Origin of the sequence: Dorea sp. 210702-DFI.3.125, from assembly GCF_020560945.1 — a bacterium.
In the GTDB taxonomy this organism is placed as follows: domain Bacteria; phylum Bacillota; class Clostridia; order Lachnospirales; family Lachnospiraceae; genus Dorea; species Dorea formicigenerans.
Genome location: NZ_JAJCNF010000002.1, coordinates 128372 through 143899 on the forward strand (window position 1 = coordinate 128372; position 15528 = coordinate 143899).

Genomic DNA, 15528 nt, shown 5'->3' on the forward strand with positions numbered 1-15528 from the left:
AATTATATGAAGTCATCCAATATTGGGGGACAGGCAGTCCTTGAAGGAATTATGATGAGACATGGAGACGACTATGCGGTTGCAGTGAGAAAACCGGATGGAGAGATTTTTGTACAGAAGGAAGAATATCACAGTGTGATCAAATGGAAAGCTTTAACGAAGATTCCGTTTATCAGAGGGGTGTTCAATTTTATAGATTCTATGGTTCTGGGAATTAAGACGTTGATGTTTTCAGCTGAATTTTATGAGGACGAAGAGGAAGTAAAAAGCGAAAAAGAACTGACAGAGGAAGAAATCGCAAAGAAGGAAAAACAGGAAAAATGGATGATGAATGCGACAGTTGCAATATCTGTAGTAATTGCAGTAGCAGTATTTATGGTTCTGCCGTATTTTCTGTCTTCATTATTAAAACCACTGATGCCATCGTATCATTTGAGAACATTAGTGGAAGGATTTGTGAGGATTGGTATATTTATTCTCTATATTGCATTGATTTCAAGAATGGATGATATCCAGAGAACATTTATGTACCATGGCGCGGAGCACAAATGCATCAATTGCATTGAGCATGGACTTCCGCTTACCGTTGATAATGTCAGAATCAGTTCCAGACAGCATAAGCGCTGTGGAACAAGCTTCTTATTCTTCGTACTGGCAATCAGTATTATTTTGTTGATGTTGATTCAGGTGGAATCACCGCTGATGCGTGTGATCGTGAGAATTGCCCTGATTCCGGTCATTGCAGGAATTTCTTATGAAGTACTGAAACTTGCAGGAAGAAGTGAGAATCCGATTATCAATCTTTTGAGCAGACCAGGACTTGCAATCCAGAAGCTGACAACGAAAGAACCGGACGACTCAATGATTGAAGTGGCAATACAGGCAGTAGAAGCAGTATTTGATTGGAGAGCATATGAAGCAGAGAATTTTAAAACTGCAGAGGATTTATAAAGAAGGATCTGCGTATCTGGAAAGCAGACAGATACCAGATGCTCAAATCGATGCATGGTATTTACTGGAATATGTGACTGGAATCAGTCGTGCTTCCTACTATGGAAATCCGGAAAAAAATATTTCGGAAGAGGAAGCGAAACGGTATTGGGAATATCTGGAAAAGCGTGCACGAAGAATTCCACTTCAGCATATTACGGGAAGTCAGGAGTTTATGGGATATGAATTTCTTGTTAATGAGCATGTGCTTATACCAAGACAGGATACAGAGAATCTGGTGGAAGAAGCATTGAAAGTGATAAGACCGGATATGCATGTGCTGGATATGTGTACTGGTTCGGGCTGTATACCGATCAGTCTTTTAAAGTATGCGGCAGAAAGAAAGCACATTACAGGGGTGAAAGCGGTTGGCGCAGATATATCAGCAGATGCGCTTGAAGTGGCAAAAAAGAACGCTCAGAGACTTAAGGTTCCTGTTATATGGGTACAGAGTGACATTTTTGAAAATGTATCTGAAAGTTTTGATCTTATTGTGTCAAACCCACCATATATTAGAACGGAAGTGATCCAGGGACTGGAGGACGAAGTAAAGCTTCATGATCCGTGGATTGCGCTTGACGGACATGAAGACGGACTTTACTTTTACAGAAGAATTGTAAGCGAAAGCATTTCACATTTGAATGATGGTGCATGGCTCATGTTCGAGATCGGTCATGACCAGGCAGAAGATGTATCAAAGCTTATGAAAAATGCAGGATTTTGCAATATATATGTGAAAAAGGATCTGGCAGGACTTGACCGTGTAGTGTGTGGCATGTACAATAAAAGAGTTGTAGAAAATTCAAGTCGAACAAAAATGTGAGACATTGGTCAGGATAGAGAATACCGAAGTGAGGATTATGTTTAATGTTTGCGCCGGTATATGGCAGTTATAGTAATATTGTAGGTAAACAGGAGGAGATAGAGATGTTTGATAAATTAGAAGATCTGCTAATTCGATTAGAAGAAATCTTGAGCGAACTTCAGGAACCGGATGTGGCAAGTGACCCAAACCGTTTCCGTAAGCTCATGAAAGAACAAAGTGAGCTTACACCAATCGTAGAAGCATACAAAGAATATAAAGCATGCAAGCAGAACATTGAAGAAAGTCTGGAACTTCTGAATGAAGAGTCTGACGAAGATATGCGAGAACTTGCAAAAGAGGAGTTGAATGAGTCGAAAGCAAGAGTAGAAGAGCTTGAGCATGAGCTTAAGATCCTGTTGCTTCCAAAAGACCCTAATGATGACAAGAACGTAGTAGTTGAGATCCGTGCTGGTGCCGGTGGAGATGAAGCAGCACTTTTTGCTGCAGAAATTTATCGTATGTATCTGCATTATGCAGAGAGTAAACGCTGGAAAGTGGAACTGGTAGAGTGCGAAGAAATTGGAATCGGTGGTATGAAGAATGTTACATTTATGATTGATGGACAGGGCGCATATTCTATGATGAAATACGAATCCGGAGTACACCGCGTGCAGCGTGTGCCGGAGACAGAAAGTGGCGGACGTATCCACACATCAACAATCACAGTAGCAGTTATGCCGGAGGCAGAAGATGTGGATGTTCATATCGATGAGAAAGATATCCGTATCGATGTTATGAGAGCATCAGGAAACGGAGGACAGTGTGTCAATACAACAGACTCCGCTGTACGTCTGACTCACTATCCAACTGGAATTGTAATCTACAGCCAGACAGAGAAATCACAGCTGCAGAATAAAGAAAAAGCATTTGCACTTCTGCGTGCAAAACTTTACGATTTGGAATGTCAGAAGCAGCATGATGCAGAGGCAGAAGCAAGAAAGAGCCAGATCGGAACAGGAGACCGCTCTGAGAAAATCCGTACTTATAACTTCCCACAGGGACGTGTCACAGATCACCGTATAGGTCTGACATTATACAAACTAGACAAGATCATGAACGGCGATATCCAGGAAATCATCGATGCCTGCATCGCTGCCGATCAAGCCAAAAAACTCGCAAACATGGACGAATAAGCTATGAGGGCATAATATAACGGAAGGACGATTAAACCTGCTTGCAGGGAGAATCGTCCTTTTGTTATATTGTGTGAGAATGCAAACGAGCACCGAGAAGAAGCAAAGCGGAATCGAGGTGGGCGGGTGCATGCCATCATAGCGAAGCACGAGAGCCAGAGTACTCTTATTTTAATCTATGTGAGTCAAACGAGCACTGAGATGGAGCAGAGCGGAATCGAAGTGGGCGTTCGTGCTATGAAAAAGAAAAGAGGAGCCAGATGCTGCTTGCAGCAAACTGACTCCTCTTTTTAGCCTTCGATTGATTTTAAAGATTTCCCGTTATATACACATGTAGTTTCCTTGCCGGGAACTATTGTTACCATATAACCGTCTTTGCCAAAGTTAATTGCAACAACTTTTCCGTCTGTTGTATGGAAAATCTGAAGCAGTACAGCATTAGAATCATATTTTGCTCCAAAATAATCATTAAATGTAGTGTCCCATGTATTTTTTCCAGAAGGCGCAGTGAAAAGGTACTGTGCATTAGATTTATCAGCACTATCCAGATAAGATAATACCTGTCGGGCAATTCTTCTGCTGGATGTATTGATTTCTGTTTTGTCATTGGGATTTCTCTGTACAGCATTCAGAGCAGCGTTCGTAATTCTGCCCAGATTCTTTATTCTTTTGCCATCGATTTCCGTTGCAAATCTGCATGGCGGTTTAGTGGGATCAGGGTTTGTAAAGCTTTCAGGATACATAGCATAGCATTCTGACATGGCTGCCTGTGCAGCTTTCCAAGTATCGGTTGCTTCTGTTATAATTGCTTTTTCTTTTGCCTTTCGTATGTATCCGGTTAAAGCCGGAATCAAAAGTGCGGCAAGAATTGCAAGGATTGTCAGAACCACAATGAGTTCTACTAATGTGAAACCCTGTTTTTTCTTTTCTGATTTTATAATTATCGTCTTCTCTCTATAATATAATGTTGTTGAGTTTTTGGTATCATATAATAAAAATGATTACACATAATATAATTAATGATACCGTATATATAGGAAAACGTCAAGAAAAACAAAAATCAATTCAATCAATTCAGATATTGCTATAATTATATCCTATAGCAAACTATAAAAATCTAAACATAGACAAACTAAATTCTTACAATTATAATAGGAAAAGTCAAGAACATAAAAACTAATGAAAAAAACTTGTAAGGAGTGATCAGTTATGAAGAAGAAAAAAGTATTAAGTACATTATTGATAGTAGGAATGGTAGCAAGTATGATGGCTGGTTGTGGAAAATCAGCAGATGATAAAAAAGAATCTGACAATTCCGGAGTTACCACTTATACAGTTGGAACAGAAGGAGCATATCCTCCGTTCAACCTTGTAAATGAAAAAGGCGAACCGGACGGATATGATATTGCAGTCATGAAGGCAATTGATGATCTGAATCCAGATGTTGAATTTAAATATGAAGCAACAGGCTGGGATGGAATCTTTACAGCTCTCGAGTCTGGCAAGATTGATGTGATTGCCAGCCAGTGTGGTAAGAATGAAGAGCGTGAGCAGAAATATCTTTTCCCGGATATTCCATATACAGAGACTCAGGCAGCAATTGTATTTAAAAAAGACCGTACAGATATTTCCAGTGATGTAAACAGTATTGCAGGAAAAACGATTGTATCTGCAACCTCAGGAGCACAGACAAACTGGCTTGAGAATTATAACAAAGAGCATCCGGACAAAGCAGCCAATATTATGTATGCAGATGGAGATATGAGCAAGATGCTTCAGGAAGTTATTAACGGAAGAGCAGATGCACATATTGCTTCTATTAAAGTAACTGCTGATTATGTTCTCAAAGAGCAGGGACTTGACAATGAACTAGAGTGTCTTCCATTTGAGACTGGTGATGAGACAACTACATACATGCTTCTGAGACAGGACGAGTCAGGAGAGAAGCTGAAAAAGATTATTGATGACAGTCTGAAGACGTTGATTGAAAATGGTACATTAAAAGAATTATCTGAGAAGTATCTTGATGGAGATTATGCACCACAATTATAATCGAGAAAGTGTCTTATATCTTTAAAGAAATAAGAAAAAATGTAAGATGCACGCCGTATGAGATGCGACGTGCATTTTGTGCAATACATTGTTTTACAGAAATCGTTCTTGCACGAATTTCTATAGGGCGATTCATAAGTTGTACCGGAAACCACAAGAGTTCCGAATAAAAGAGAAAGATTGGTGTAAAAGAGATGGGGAAAATATTTAGTGTTGAATTTCTGATACAGTCCATTCCGCAGATAGCAGTATATCTGCCGATTACACTTCTGATTACAATTGCCAGTTGTGTAGCAGGACTGATTGTAGGGTTCTTTATTGCGTTGGCCCGTTATTTTGAAGTACGGGTACTTAAGACAGTTGCGAAAGTATACATATCATTTATCCGTGGTACGCCGACTATGGTACAGTTGGTGCTTGTGTATTACGGAATCCCGATACTGCTTCGTGTGATGAACGAAGCATGGGGAACAAGTTTTGATATTAACGGAATCCACCCGGTCGTATTCGCAATTATTACACTGGGACTTAATGCAGCGGCATATATGTCAGAGATTATCCGCAGTGCATTGATGTCCGTAGATGAAGGACAGGTAGAAGCTTGTTATAGCTTGAATATGACGAAGTGGCAGGCGCTTATAAGTGTTGTAATCCCGCAGGCATTTGTCGTAGCACTTCCAAGTCTGGGCAATAACTTTATATCATTATTAAAAGAGACTTCTCTTGTATTTAACATTGCAGTTGTAGATATTATGGCACAGGCAAGAATCGTTGGAGCGAGATCCTATCGTTACTTTGAGGTATATATTGCAGTATCTTTGATTTACTGGGTATGCTGTATGCTTTTGGAACGTCTGCTTGCAAAGATAGAGACCTATGTGCGTAGAAAAGAGAGGAGAAATTAAGATGTCGATAGTAGAAGTAAGAGGACTTTGTAAAGCTTTTGGTGATAATCAGGTTTTGAAAAATCTGGATTTTCAGATAGAAAAAGGTGAAGTTGTAACGCTGATCGGACCAAGCGGAGGCGGTAAGACAACGCTTCTTCGTTCTCTCAACTGGTTAAATGTACCAGATGCAGGGAGAGTTACCATTGATGGAGTTACAATTGAAGCCGGAAAAGAGAATAAACAACAAATCCGGGCACTCAGAGAAAAGACGAGCATGGTATTTCAGCATTATAATCTCTGGAAGAACAAGACTGCTCTGGAGAATATTACGGAAGGACTGATTCGGGTTCAGAAGATGCCGAAAGTCCAGGCAGTGGAGAAAGCAGAACATTTGCTGGAACGTGTCGGACTGATCGAGAAGAGAGATGAATACCCGGTACGTCTTTCCGGAGGGCAGCAGCAGAGAGTAGGAATAGCGAGAGCACTTGCAGCAGAACCGCAGGTTATGCTGTTTGATGAGCCAACAAGTGCTCTTGATCCGGAGTGGATCGGGGGAGTTCTTGATGTTATGAAAGAAATTGCAGCAGATGGAATGACGATGATCGTAGTATCCCATGAGATGCGCTTTGTAAAAAATGTTGCCTCCAGAATCTTATTCCTGGAAGGTGGACAGATTGTAGAAGACAATACACCGGAGAAATTGTTTAATAATCCGGAGAATGAACGTACAAGAGCATTTTTGGAGATGGCAGAATTGTAAGAAACAATAAAAAGTTTTATCTCAGTCGAGAAGACTCCCACTTCAGGTGGTGAGTAATAGCAAATTTGTCTCAGTGGGAGTTAGGTCTCCGCCTGAGATAAACGCTCCGCGAAGATGCGCAGTGATTCTGATAGGAATATGTCAGCTTCTCTGACCAGAATCACGCGCCAAGTCTCACGGACGTTCGACTTGAATATAAAATGAAGACAGATGAGAAAGCTGAAATAAGAAAATTAAATCTGGGACAGGTACTTTTTAAAGAAGTCCCTGTCCTAAAATATTTGAAGACAACAGGCAATTGCGAAAATGAAGGAGAAAATAAATATGGCAACAGATTTTGATAAAGTAATCAATCGAAAAGGAACACATTCTTTAAAATATGATTTTGCGACAGTAAGAGGAAAGAAAGCGGATATACTTCCACTTTGGGTGGCAGATATGGATTTTCAGGCACCAAAAGCAGTCAGAGAGCGCTTATTTGAGATTGTAGAGCATGGTATATTTGGGTACAGTGATACCCTGGAGGATTATTTCAGAGCAGTGAAATCCTGGTATAAGAGAAGATTTGACTGGGAAATCGAGAGTGACTGGATCATCAAGACACCAGGAATTGTGTTTGCACTTGCAATGGCAGTAAAAGCCTACACAGAGCCGGGAGAAAGTGTTCTGATGCTGCAGCCGGTTTACTACCCGTTCAGAGAGGTCATTGAAGACAATGGAAGAAAGCTGATTGGAAGTCCATTAAAATTAGAAGATGGGCACTACACCATTGACTTTGAGGATATAGAGAAGAAAATCCGGGAAAATGATGTAAAATTATTACTTTTCTGCAGTCCGCACAACCCGGTAGGACGTGTGTGGAAAAGAGAAGAGTTGGAAAAAGTTGCAGCGCTCTGCTTGAAATATCACGTGACACTTGTCAGCGATGAGATCCACAGTGATATTGTATACAAAGGACATAAACATCAGATGATGGCATCTATTTCAGAAGAGATTGCAGATATTACTGTCACATGTACCGCGCCATCAAAAACATTTAATGTGGCAGGGCTTCAACTTTCCAACATTATCATTTCCAATCCAAAGCTGCGTGAGAAATTTAAACACGAAGTGATGCAAGCGGGCTACAGCCAGCCGAATCTGATGGGAATGGAAGCGTGTCAGGCTGCTTATGAAAACGGCGAAGAATGGTTGGAAGAGTTACTTGTATATCTTCAGGGAAATGTGGACTTCGTCCGGGATTATCTGAAACAGGAGATTCCGAAAATCAGGCTTATTGAGCCGGAAGGAACTTATCTGCTTTGGCTGGATTGCAGAGAACTGGGGTTATCAGTAGAAGAACTGGAACATCTGGTCGTTGATAAGGCAAATCTCTGGCTGGATCCGGGATTTATTTTTGGGGCAGTAGGAGAAGGATTTGAACGAATCAATATCGCATGCCCGCGTCAGACGTTAAGGCAGGCAATGGATCAGCTTAGAGATGCTTTGAATGCAGAGGCATTCTTGAACTAGGGATTTGTAAAGAATGGTAGATAAGACAGGAGGAAAATCGTGATGGCAGAAGAACTACAGACATACTTATTGGAACATTTTCAATGGCTGCACAGACATCCGGAACTTGCATTAAAGGAGTATGAGACAACCAACTATGTAAAAAATGTATTAAAACAGACAGAAGGTGTGGAGCTTTTGAATCTGGGACTTGATACAGGAGCGCTTGCAAGGATCGAGGGAAAAGAGCCAGGGCGTGTTGTTGCAATCAGAGCGGATATTGATGCGCTGCCGATCCTGGAAGAGAGTGGACTTTCTTACAGTTCAGAAAATGATGGCTGTATGCATGCTTGTGGACATGATTTCCACACGACAGCACTTCTTGGAGTGGCAAAACTTCTTGGAGGAGAGAGAGAGCATATAAAAGGTACCGTCATTTTATTGTTTCAACCTGCCGAAGAAGCAGAACATGGTGGTGAAAAAGTTGTAAATACCGGAATGTTTGAAAAATATAAGATTGAAAAAATCTTTGGACTTCACACAAAACAAAACATGCCAGTCGGAACGATTGCAATTGCACCAGGTCCATTTTCAGCGGCGGTAGACCGGTTCTTATATACGGTAAAAGGAATGGGATGCCACGGAAGCGCCCCGCAGACGGGTCTGGATCCGATCCCGGCAGCAGCAAGACTGGTAGGAAGTCTTCAGGAAATTGTAAGCCGAAGAATCAGTCCGACGGAGACGGCAGTTATCAGTGTGACTCGTTTTACATCAGGCACAAGCTGGAACATTATCCCAGAGACCGCCAGGCTAGAAGGAACCGTTCGCACATTTAATCCCAAAGTGCGTGAGCAGATTGTGAAACTGATGCAGGCACAGGCTGAAGGTCTGGAGCGGGAAGGTTATCAGGTGGAATTTACATGGATCCCGGGCTGTCCGGCAACGAACAATGATGCAGATCTGGCAGAACTTGTGCGAAAAGAAGCAATGGAAGAAGGATTCCATGTAACCTTGCAGCATCCGGAGATGGGAGGAGAAGATTTTTCCTGTTATCAGGAGTTGGTTCCGGGAGCATTTTTTCATGTGGGGACCGGGGGAAAATATCCGGCGCATAATTCTAAATTCACAGTAGATCCGGCAGCACTTTTGGGAGCTTCCAAACTGATGAGTGAGATTGTGAAGAAAGCGCTTAAAGCTTCATAGATATTGCAGCTATGAAGCTTTGTTTTTTGGCAGAGCAGTAAAAAGCACATAGATGATATTAGGGGCATGCCTTGTAATGAGTATAGAAAATGTGCTATACTCGGAAGAGTAAAAATTACAGTTATCAGATGGACGAGAACTGCGATGAGTACAATGGCGGGGAATTCCTTCGTCGGATGTGCTCTTTACTAGTTTTGAATTGGAGCATAGAATGAAAGATATTATTTTTAAGAGAACAGAGCTGGAAGACAAGGAAATCATGACAAAGTATTTCGATGAGCATCCGAGCAGAAGTTGTGAACGTACATTTGTCAATGCGTTTTTATGGTCCAGGCAGTACCCGGTAAAATGGGCGATTGTTGAAGGAGCCATGGTGTTCAAAAGTGAAGATGAGGGACATGTTGCCTATGCATTTCCGGCAGGGACAGATGAACATGTGAAGCGTGCATTGGATAAGATGAAAACATATAGTGAGGAGCGAGGTTATCCGTTCCGTATGTATAATGTGACACCGGATGATTTTGCACGACTGGAAAGCTGGTATCCGGGAAGATTCGAGATTGAGTATGACCGGGACGAAGCGGATTATGTCTATGAAAGCGAGAAGTTAGCGACTTTGTCTGGTAAGAAGATGCATGGAAAGAAGAACCATGTGAATCGATTCCGAAAAGAATTTGAAGGACGCTGGAGCTACGAATCCATGAAAAAAGAGAATCTGGAGGAATGTTTCCAGATGGCTTTGAAGTGGAGAAAAGAGAATGGCTGTAATGATGATACAGATAAGAATGCAGAGATGTGTGTGACAATGAATGCACTCAGACTTTTTGAAGAACTTGACCTGAAGGGCGGTATCCTTCGAATTGATGGTAAAATCGTAGCATTTACCATCGGAGAACCAATCTGCCCGGATACATTTGTTGTTCACATAGAGAAAGCTTATGCAGATGTGCCCGGAGCATATACTATGATCAATCAGCAATTTGTAGAACATGAGTGTATGGATTACAAATATGTGAATCGGGAAGATGATGCCGGTTCTGAGGGACTCAGAAAAGCAAAGCTTTCCTATAAACCAGTATTTATGGTAGAAAAAGGACATGTACATGAAAAGGAGATAGAAAAATGATAGCAGATAAAATGAAAAATATGGTAGCGAACAGTTCCGCTATTCGTGCAATGTTTGAGGAAGGAACACGTCTGGCAGGAATTTACGGACGTGAGAATGTATTTGATTTCAGCCTTGGGAATCCGAATGTTCCGGCACCGCAGATTGTAAAAGATGCAATTGTCGAACTGGTCAATGACACAGATCCGGTTGTGCTTCATGGCTATACGAACAGTAACAGTGGATATCCGGAAGTAAGAGAGGCAATTGCAAAGTCTCTGAATGAAAGATTTGATACAAAATTTTCCGGCAAGAACATTGTCATGACTGTCGGAGCGGCAGGTGGATTGAATGTCATTTTAAAATCTCTGATCAATCCCGGAGATGAAGTGATTGCATTTGCACCATATTTTGGAGAATATCGTTCTTATACAAATAACTATGATGGAGTTCTGGTCGAGATTTCCCCGAATACAGTTGATTTTCAGCCAAAGCTTGATGAATTTGAGCAGAAGATTACACCAAAGACAAAAGCTGTCATTGTAAATACGCCGAATAACCCGACAGGTGTTGTATATTCAGAGGAGACGATCAAGAAGTTAGCGGCAATCATGGAGGCCAAACAGAAAGAATATGGAACAGAGATTTTCCTGATTTCTGACGAACCATATCGTGAACTTGCTTATGATGGAGTGGAAGTTCCATACCTGACGAAATATTATGATAATACGATTGTAGGATATTCTTTTAGTAAATCCCTGTCACTTCCAGGAGAACGTATAGGATATCTTGTTATTCCGGATGAGGTTGCAGACAGTGAAGATCTTCTTTCCGCTGCCAATGTGGCAACAAGAATCTTAGGTTTTGTAAATGCACCAACTCTGCAGCAGAAAGTAGTAGAAAAATGCCTGGATGCAAAGACAGACCTTTCTTTCTACAACAGAAACAGAGAAGATCTATATAACGGATTGAAAGAATGTGGATTTGAATGCATCAAACCACAGGGAGCATTCTATCTCTTTGTAAAATCACCAGTTGCAGATGAAAAGGAATTCTGTAATGCAGGAAAGAAATATAATATCCTGATGGTACCAGGTAGTTCCTTTGCGTGTCCGGGATATGTAAGACTGGCATATTGTGTATCTCATGAGACAATCGTGAATTCGCTTCCTAAATTCAAAGAACTGGCAAAGGAATACATGTAATGTTCAGAGGTCGCGGCGATGAACAAATTTAGCAAAGATACAGGAGCATAGTATGAAAGCATTTGAGAAGAACATAAGAAAAGTAGAGCCATATGTACCAGGTGAACAGCCACAGCGCAAAGTCATCAAATTAAATACGAATGAGAATCCATATCCACCGGCACCGGGAGTCACAAAAGCGTTAGAAGAGATGGATACAGACCGTTTCCGCCTTTATCCGGATCCGACTGCAGCACCACTTGTAAATGCGCTTGCGGACTTTTATCATGTGAATCCGGACCAGGTATTTGTAGGTGTAGGATCCGATGATGTATTGTCTATGTGTTTCCTGACATTTTTTAATTCCGAAAAACCGATATTTTTCCCGGATATTACTTATTCTTTTTATAGTGTATGGGCGGATCTGTATCGGATTCCATATGAATGTCAGAAACTGGATGAGGATTTCAAACTTGTAAAAGAAGACTACTATAAGGAGAACGGGGGAGTGATTTTCCCAAACCCAAATGCACCGACAGGAATCTATGAGGATCTGTCAGTAGTAGAAGATATCATTGCACATAATCAGGATGTCATTGTGATCGTGGATGAAGCGTATATTGATTTTGCAGGACGTTCCGCACTGGAACTGATTGACAAATACGATAACCTGATCGTTGTCCAGACATTTTCCAAGGCAAGATCTATGGCGGGTATGCGAATCGGCTATGCTATCAGCAATCCGACATTGATCAAATACTTAAATGATGCGAAATATTCATTTAACTCTTATACTATGAACCAGACTTCAATTGTGTGTGGTGTGGAAGCTGTGAAAGACAGGGAATATTTCGAGAATGGCGTCAGAAAAATTGTTGAGACAAGGGAGTGGGCAAAAGAAGAACTTACAAAACTTGGATTTACATATCTGGATTCCGGGTCCAACTTTATATTTGCAAAGCACCCGGAATACGATGCGAAAGAGCTGTTTGAGGCATTAAAGGCACATGATATCTATGTGCGATTTTGGGGCAGCGAGAGAATCGAGCAATATATGCGTATTACCATCGGAACAAGAGAAGAGATGGAACAATTATTTGCATTTTTGAAAAAATATATGTGGCGGGGTTCTGAACAGTTACAAAAATAAATGAAAAAATAAGGAGAGATGTATGACACAGTCATTAGTACAAGGAATTATTGATGCACTCAGTGGAAGTGTTGGGAAAGAGGCAATTGTATTTATTATTTCCATGATTCCGATTCTGGAACTTCGTGGAGCGCTTCTTGTAGCAGGACCGCTTCTTGGAGTGCCGGTCGCGAAAGCGATTCCATTATGTATTCTTGGGAATATTATACCGGTTCCGTTTATCCTGCTTCTGATCACACCGATTTTTAACTGGATGAAAGGAACAAAACATTTAAAACCGCTGGTAGATAAGCTGGAAGCAAAAGCAATGAAGAAAAAAGACCAGATTGAAAAATATGAATTCTGGGGACTTGTATTATTTGTTGGTATTCCGCTTCCGGGAACCGGAGCATGGACAGGTTCACTCATTGCCGCACTTCTCGGTGTGAAATTTAAGAAAGCATTTCCGGCAGTCATCATTGGAATCTGCATGGCAACTGTAATTATGTGGTTCATATCTTATGTGCTTCTTGGTGGAGTACAGATTTTAGGATAGTGCAGTCTTGAATGAATAAGAGAGAAGAAACATAGAAGGAGAAAAAATATGTCTATGAAATTCAATACGACACTGCCTTCTCCGACAGAACTGAAGGAAGAATATCCTCTGTCAGAAAAGCTTGCAGAGTTAAAGAAAAAAAGAGATCAGGAGATTCGAGATATTTTTACGGGAAAATCGGACAAATTTGCAGTCATTATCGGACCGTGTTCTGCAGATAATGAAGATTCAGTGTGTGAGTATGTGAATCGTCTGGCAAAAGTCAATGAAAAAGTAAAAGATAAACTGATGATTATTCCAAGAATTTATACAAATAAACCAAGAACGACCGGCGAGGGATATAAAGGAATGCTCCATCAGCCGGATCCGGATAAGGCACCGGATCTTTATGCGGGAATTATTGCAATCCGTCATATGCATATCCGTGCTATGGAAGAAAGCGGACTGACCGGAGCAGATGAGATGTTATATCCGGAGAACAGAAGCTATCTGGATGATATTTTATCTTATGAGGCAATCGGTGCACGTTCTGTGGAAAATCAGCAGCATCGTCTGACAGCAAGTGGAATGGATATTCCTGTCGGAATGAAGAATCCGACCAGTGGAGATCTGTCGGTGATGCTGAATTCTGTAGTGGCAGCCCAGATGGGACATCGTTTCATTTACAGAGGTATGGATGTACAGACGTCAGGAAATGATCTGGCACATGTGATTTTGCGTGGAGGCGTAGACAAATATGGAACATGCCAGCCAAATTATCATTATGAAGATTGCCTGCGATTATTTGAACTTTATCAGAAGAAAGATCTGAAAAATCCAGCAGCAATTGTTGATGCGAACCATTCTAATTCAAATAAAAAATACAAAGAACAGCTTCGTATTGTCAGTGAAGTGCTTCATACACGAAGATATAATCCGGATCTGAAAAATATGATCAAGGGTGTTATGGTGGAAAGTTATCTGGAAGAAGGAAGACAGAATATCGGACCTGATATGGTATATGGAAAGTCCATTACGGATCCTTGTATTGGCTGGGAAGATACGGAGCATCTAATTTATAAAATTGCAGAAGAGTGCTAGAAAATAAAAAAAGAAAAATAATAAGTGCAGATTAAGAGCTTTCTGAAGCATCTTTTTCTTTCAAAAGTTTCATATACTTTTTGAGATCACGTTTGCTGCTTCGGGAGAGGCTTCGGTATGCAAGCAAAAGATTCAGCTCATCATCAGAATTGGTTGTAAGCCGGGAAGGAGAGAGGGTGATAGTATCCTCTTCGTCATTCAGAAGATAATCAACAGGGACCTCGAATAAATCTGCGATTGCCGTCAGCTTTTCATGAGAAGGCTGGCGGCCCTTTTTTTCGTAACCTGCAATAGCAGAGCGGGAGACATGGATACAGTCAGCAACATTTTTCTGAGTCATATTAAATTTTTTGCGTAATTTGCGTAGCTTCTGACCGAATGACACTTGCCAGGTCTCCTTTCTTTTGTATTTTTGGTATATTTTACCAAGTGTTATGTGAAAAAAAGATAAGTGTGGCGGATGTAAACAAAAAGTAGCGAAAAAGTTCCGTTCTGGAACATGAGAATACCCGTTGACACTGTCTGGAAAAGAATCTATAATTTAGTTATGATAGAAAAGAAGAAAAGTGAGAGGATTATAAGAGTATGATTATAGCAGGCAATGATGAGGCAAAAAGAAGTAAGATATGGCGAGTGGTTACCCTTGTATCCTCAGTGCTGATCATTTTAATCGCAGTATATCTGCTGACGAGAATGTTCACGACTAATCCAGTAGTAGGAAACTGGGAAAGTGAGGATGCAACGATTGCGCTAAAGATTGAGAAGAACGATACGATTCAGGTAGATATCACGGATATTGCAGAGAATACAGATGCAGCCGTAGAGATGAATTACAGCGTAGATATGAAGTCAAAGATTATTACCATCACAAAAGATGAGGAGCAGATTGACAAGGCAGTTGAGAAAGCGGACGGTGCATATACAAAAGAAGATCTGGAGAATGTACTGGATGATCTGGATTCATCTTTTTCATACAGCGTAGATGGCAATCAGCTGACACTTACAGAACGAGAATATGGGGAACAGTTCACGTTCATCAGAAAGTAGGTATCAGACAAAAGAAATCTAAAACGAAAATATCAGAAAATCTGCC

16 protein-coding genes are annotated in these 15528 nt (G+C 40.9%); 14 read left to right on the forward strand and 2 right to left on the reverse strand.

The genetic code is table 11. The features are described 5' to 3' along the window. Positions 1-6: 6 nt before the first annotated feature. From LI164_RS01715 to prfA, 3 genes are all read left to right on the forward strand, one after another. Positions 7-951, forward strand: a complete 945-nt coding sequence (locus LI164_RS01715) for a DUF1385 domain-containing protein (protein WP_005337105.1) — start codon at positions 7-9, stop codon at positions 949-951. Next, positions 914-1813, forward strand: a complete 900-nt coding sequence (gene prmC / locus LI164_RS01720; protein WP_147567828.1) for a peptide chain release factor N(5)-glutamine methyltransferase — start codon at positions 914-916, stop codon at positions 1811-1813. Before LI164_RS01715 ends, prmC begins: the two co-directional genes overlap by 38 nt. Positions 1814-1917: 104 nt before the next feature. After that, positions 1918-2988 carry a peptide chain release factor 1 gene (gene prfA / locus LI164_RS01725; protein ID WP_029731587.1) on the forward strand — a complete coding sequence of 357 codons (1071 nt, stop codon included), beginning with the start codon at positions 1918-1920 and terminating at the stop codon, positions 2986-2988. Between the two features lie 290 nt (positions 2989-3278). On the opposite strand, the gene LI164_RS01730 is transcribed toward prfA, so the two are convergent. Beyond that, positions 3279-3932, reverse strand: coding sequence for a prepilin-type N-terminal cleavage/methylation domain-containing protein (locus LI164_RS01730; protein ID WP_173793637.1), 654 nt, complete (start codon positions 3930-3932; stop codon positions 3279-3281). Between the two features lie 265 nt (positions 3933-4197). Here LI164_RS01730 and LI164_RS01735 point away from each other — a divergent pair, with 265 nt between their 5' ends. From LI164_RS01735 to LI164_RS01780, 10 genes are all read left to right on the forward strand, one after another. After that, the gene (locus tag LI164_RS01735; RefSeq protein WP_173793617.1) at positions 4198-5040 is read left to right on the forward strand and encodes a transporter substrate-binding domain-containing protein; all 843 of its coding nucleotides are present in this window, start codon (positions 4198-4200) and stop codon (positions 5038-5040) included. Between the two features lie 194 nt (positions 5041-5234). After that, entirely contained in the window at positions 5235-5945 is a 711-nt protein-coding gene (locus LI164_RS01740) for an amino acid ABC transporter permease (protein ID WP_227086659.1), read from the forward strand. A 1-nt stretch (position 5946) separates the two neighbouring features. Next, positions 5947-6687 carry an amino acid ABC transporter ATP-binding protein gene (locus LI164_RS01745; protein WP_179974560.1) on the forward strand — a complete coding sequence of 247 codons (741 nt, stop codon included), beginning with the start codon at positions 5947-5949 and terminating at the stop codon, positions 6685-6687. Between the two features lie 324 nt (positions 6688-7011). Next, positions 7012-8199, forward strand: a complete 1188-nt coding sequence (locus tag LI164_RS01750; protein WP_227086660.1) for a MalY/PatB family protein — start codon at positions 7012-7014, stop codon at positions 8197-8199. Positions 8200-8241: 42 nt separating this feature from the next. Continuing rightward, the gene (locus LI164_RS01755) at positions 8242-9381 is read left to right on the forward strand and encodes a M20 family metallopeptidase (RefSeq protein ID WP_005334383.1); all 1140 of its coding nucleotides are present in this window, start codon (positions 8242-8244) and stop codon (positions 9379-9381) included. A gap of 211 nt (positions 9382-9592) precedes the next feature. Next, a complete protein-coding gene (locus LI164_RS01760; protein WP_227086661.1) occupies positions 9593-10507 on the forward strand; it encodes a DUF2156 domain-containing protein in 915 nt (304 codons plus the stop codon). After that, entirely contained in the window at positions 10504-11691 is a 1188-nt protein-coding gene (locus LI164_RS01765; RefSeq protein WP_005334380.1) for a pyridoxal phosphate-dependent aminotransferase, read from the forward strand. The genes LI164_RS01760 and LI164_RS01765 overlap by 4 nt, the downstream gene beginning before the upstream one ends. 52 nt (positions 11692-11743) lie before the next feature. Next, positions 11744-12820: a histidinol-phosphate transaminase gene (gene hisC / locus LI164_RS01770; protein ID WP_005334379.1), complete on the forward strand. Its 1077-nt coding sequence runs from the start codon at positions 11744-11746 to the stop codon at positions 12818-12820. A gap of 22 nt (positions 12821-12842) precedes the next feature. Continuing rightward, entirely contained in the window at positions 12843-13355 is a 513-nt protein-coding gene (locus LI164_RS01775) for a small multi-drug export protein (protein ID WP_005334377.1), read from the forward strand. A gap of 15 nt (positions 13356-13370) precedes the next feature. Beyond that, the gene (locus LI164_RS01780; protein ID WP_227086680.1) at positions 13371-14435 is read left to right on the forward strand and encodes a 3-deoxy-7-phosphoheptulonate synthase; all 1065 of its coding nucleotides are present in this window, start codon (positions 13371-13373) and stop codon (positions 14433-14435) included. 31 nt (positions 14436-14466) lie between these two features. Here LI164_RS01780 and LI164_RS01785 read toward each other — a convergent pair whose 3' ends face one another. Continuing rightward, positions 14467-14820, reverse strand: a complete 354-nt coding sequence (locus tag LI164_RS01785; protein ID WP_040015587.1) for a helix-turn-helix domain-containing protein — start codon at positions 14818-14820, stop codon at positions 14467-14469. Between the two features lie 200 nt (positions 14821-15020). Between LI164_RS01785 and LI164_RS01790 the strand changes: the two genes are divergently transcribed. Next, positions 15021-15482, forward strand: coding sequence for a hypothetical protein (locus tag LI164_RS01790; RefSeq protein WP_005334372.1), 462 nt, complete (start codon positions 15021-15023; stop codon positions 15480-15482). Positions 15483-15528 lie beyond the last annotated feature (46 nt).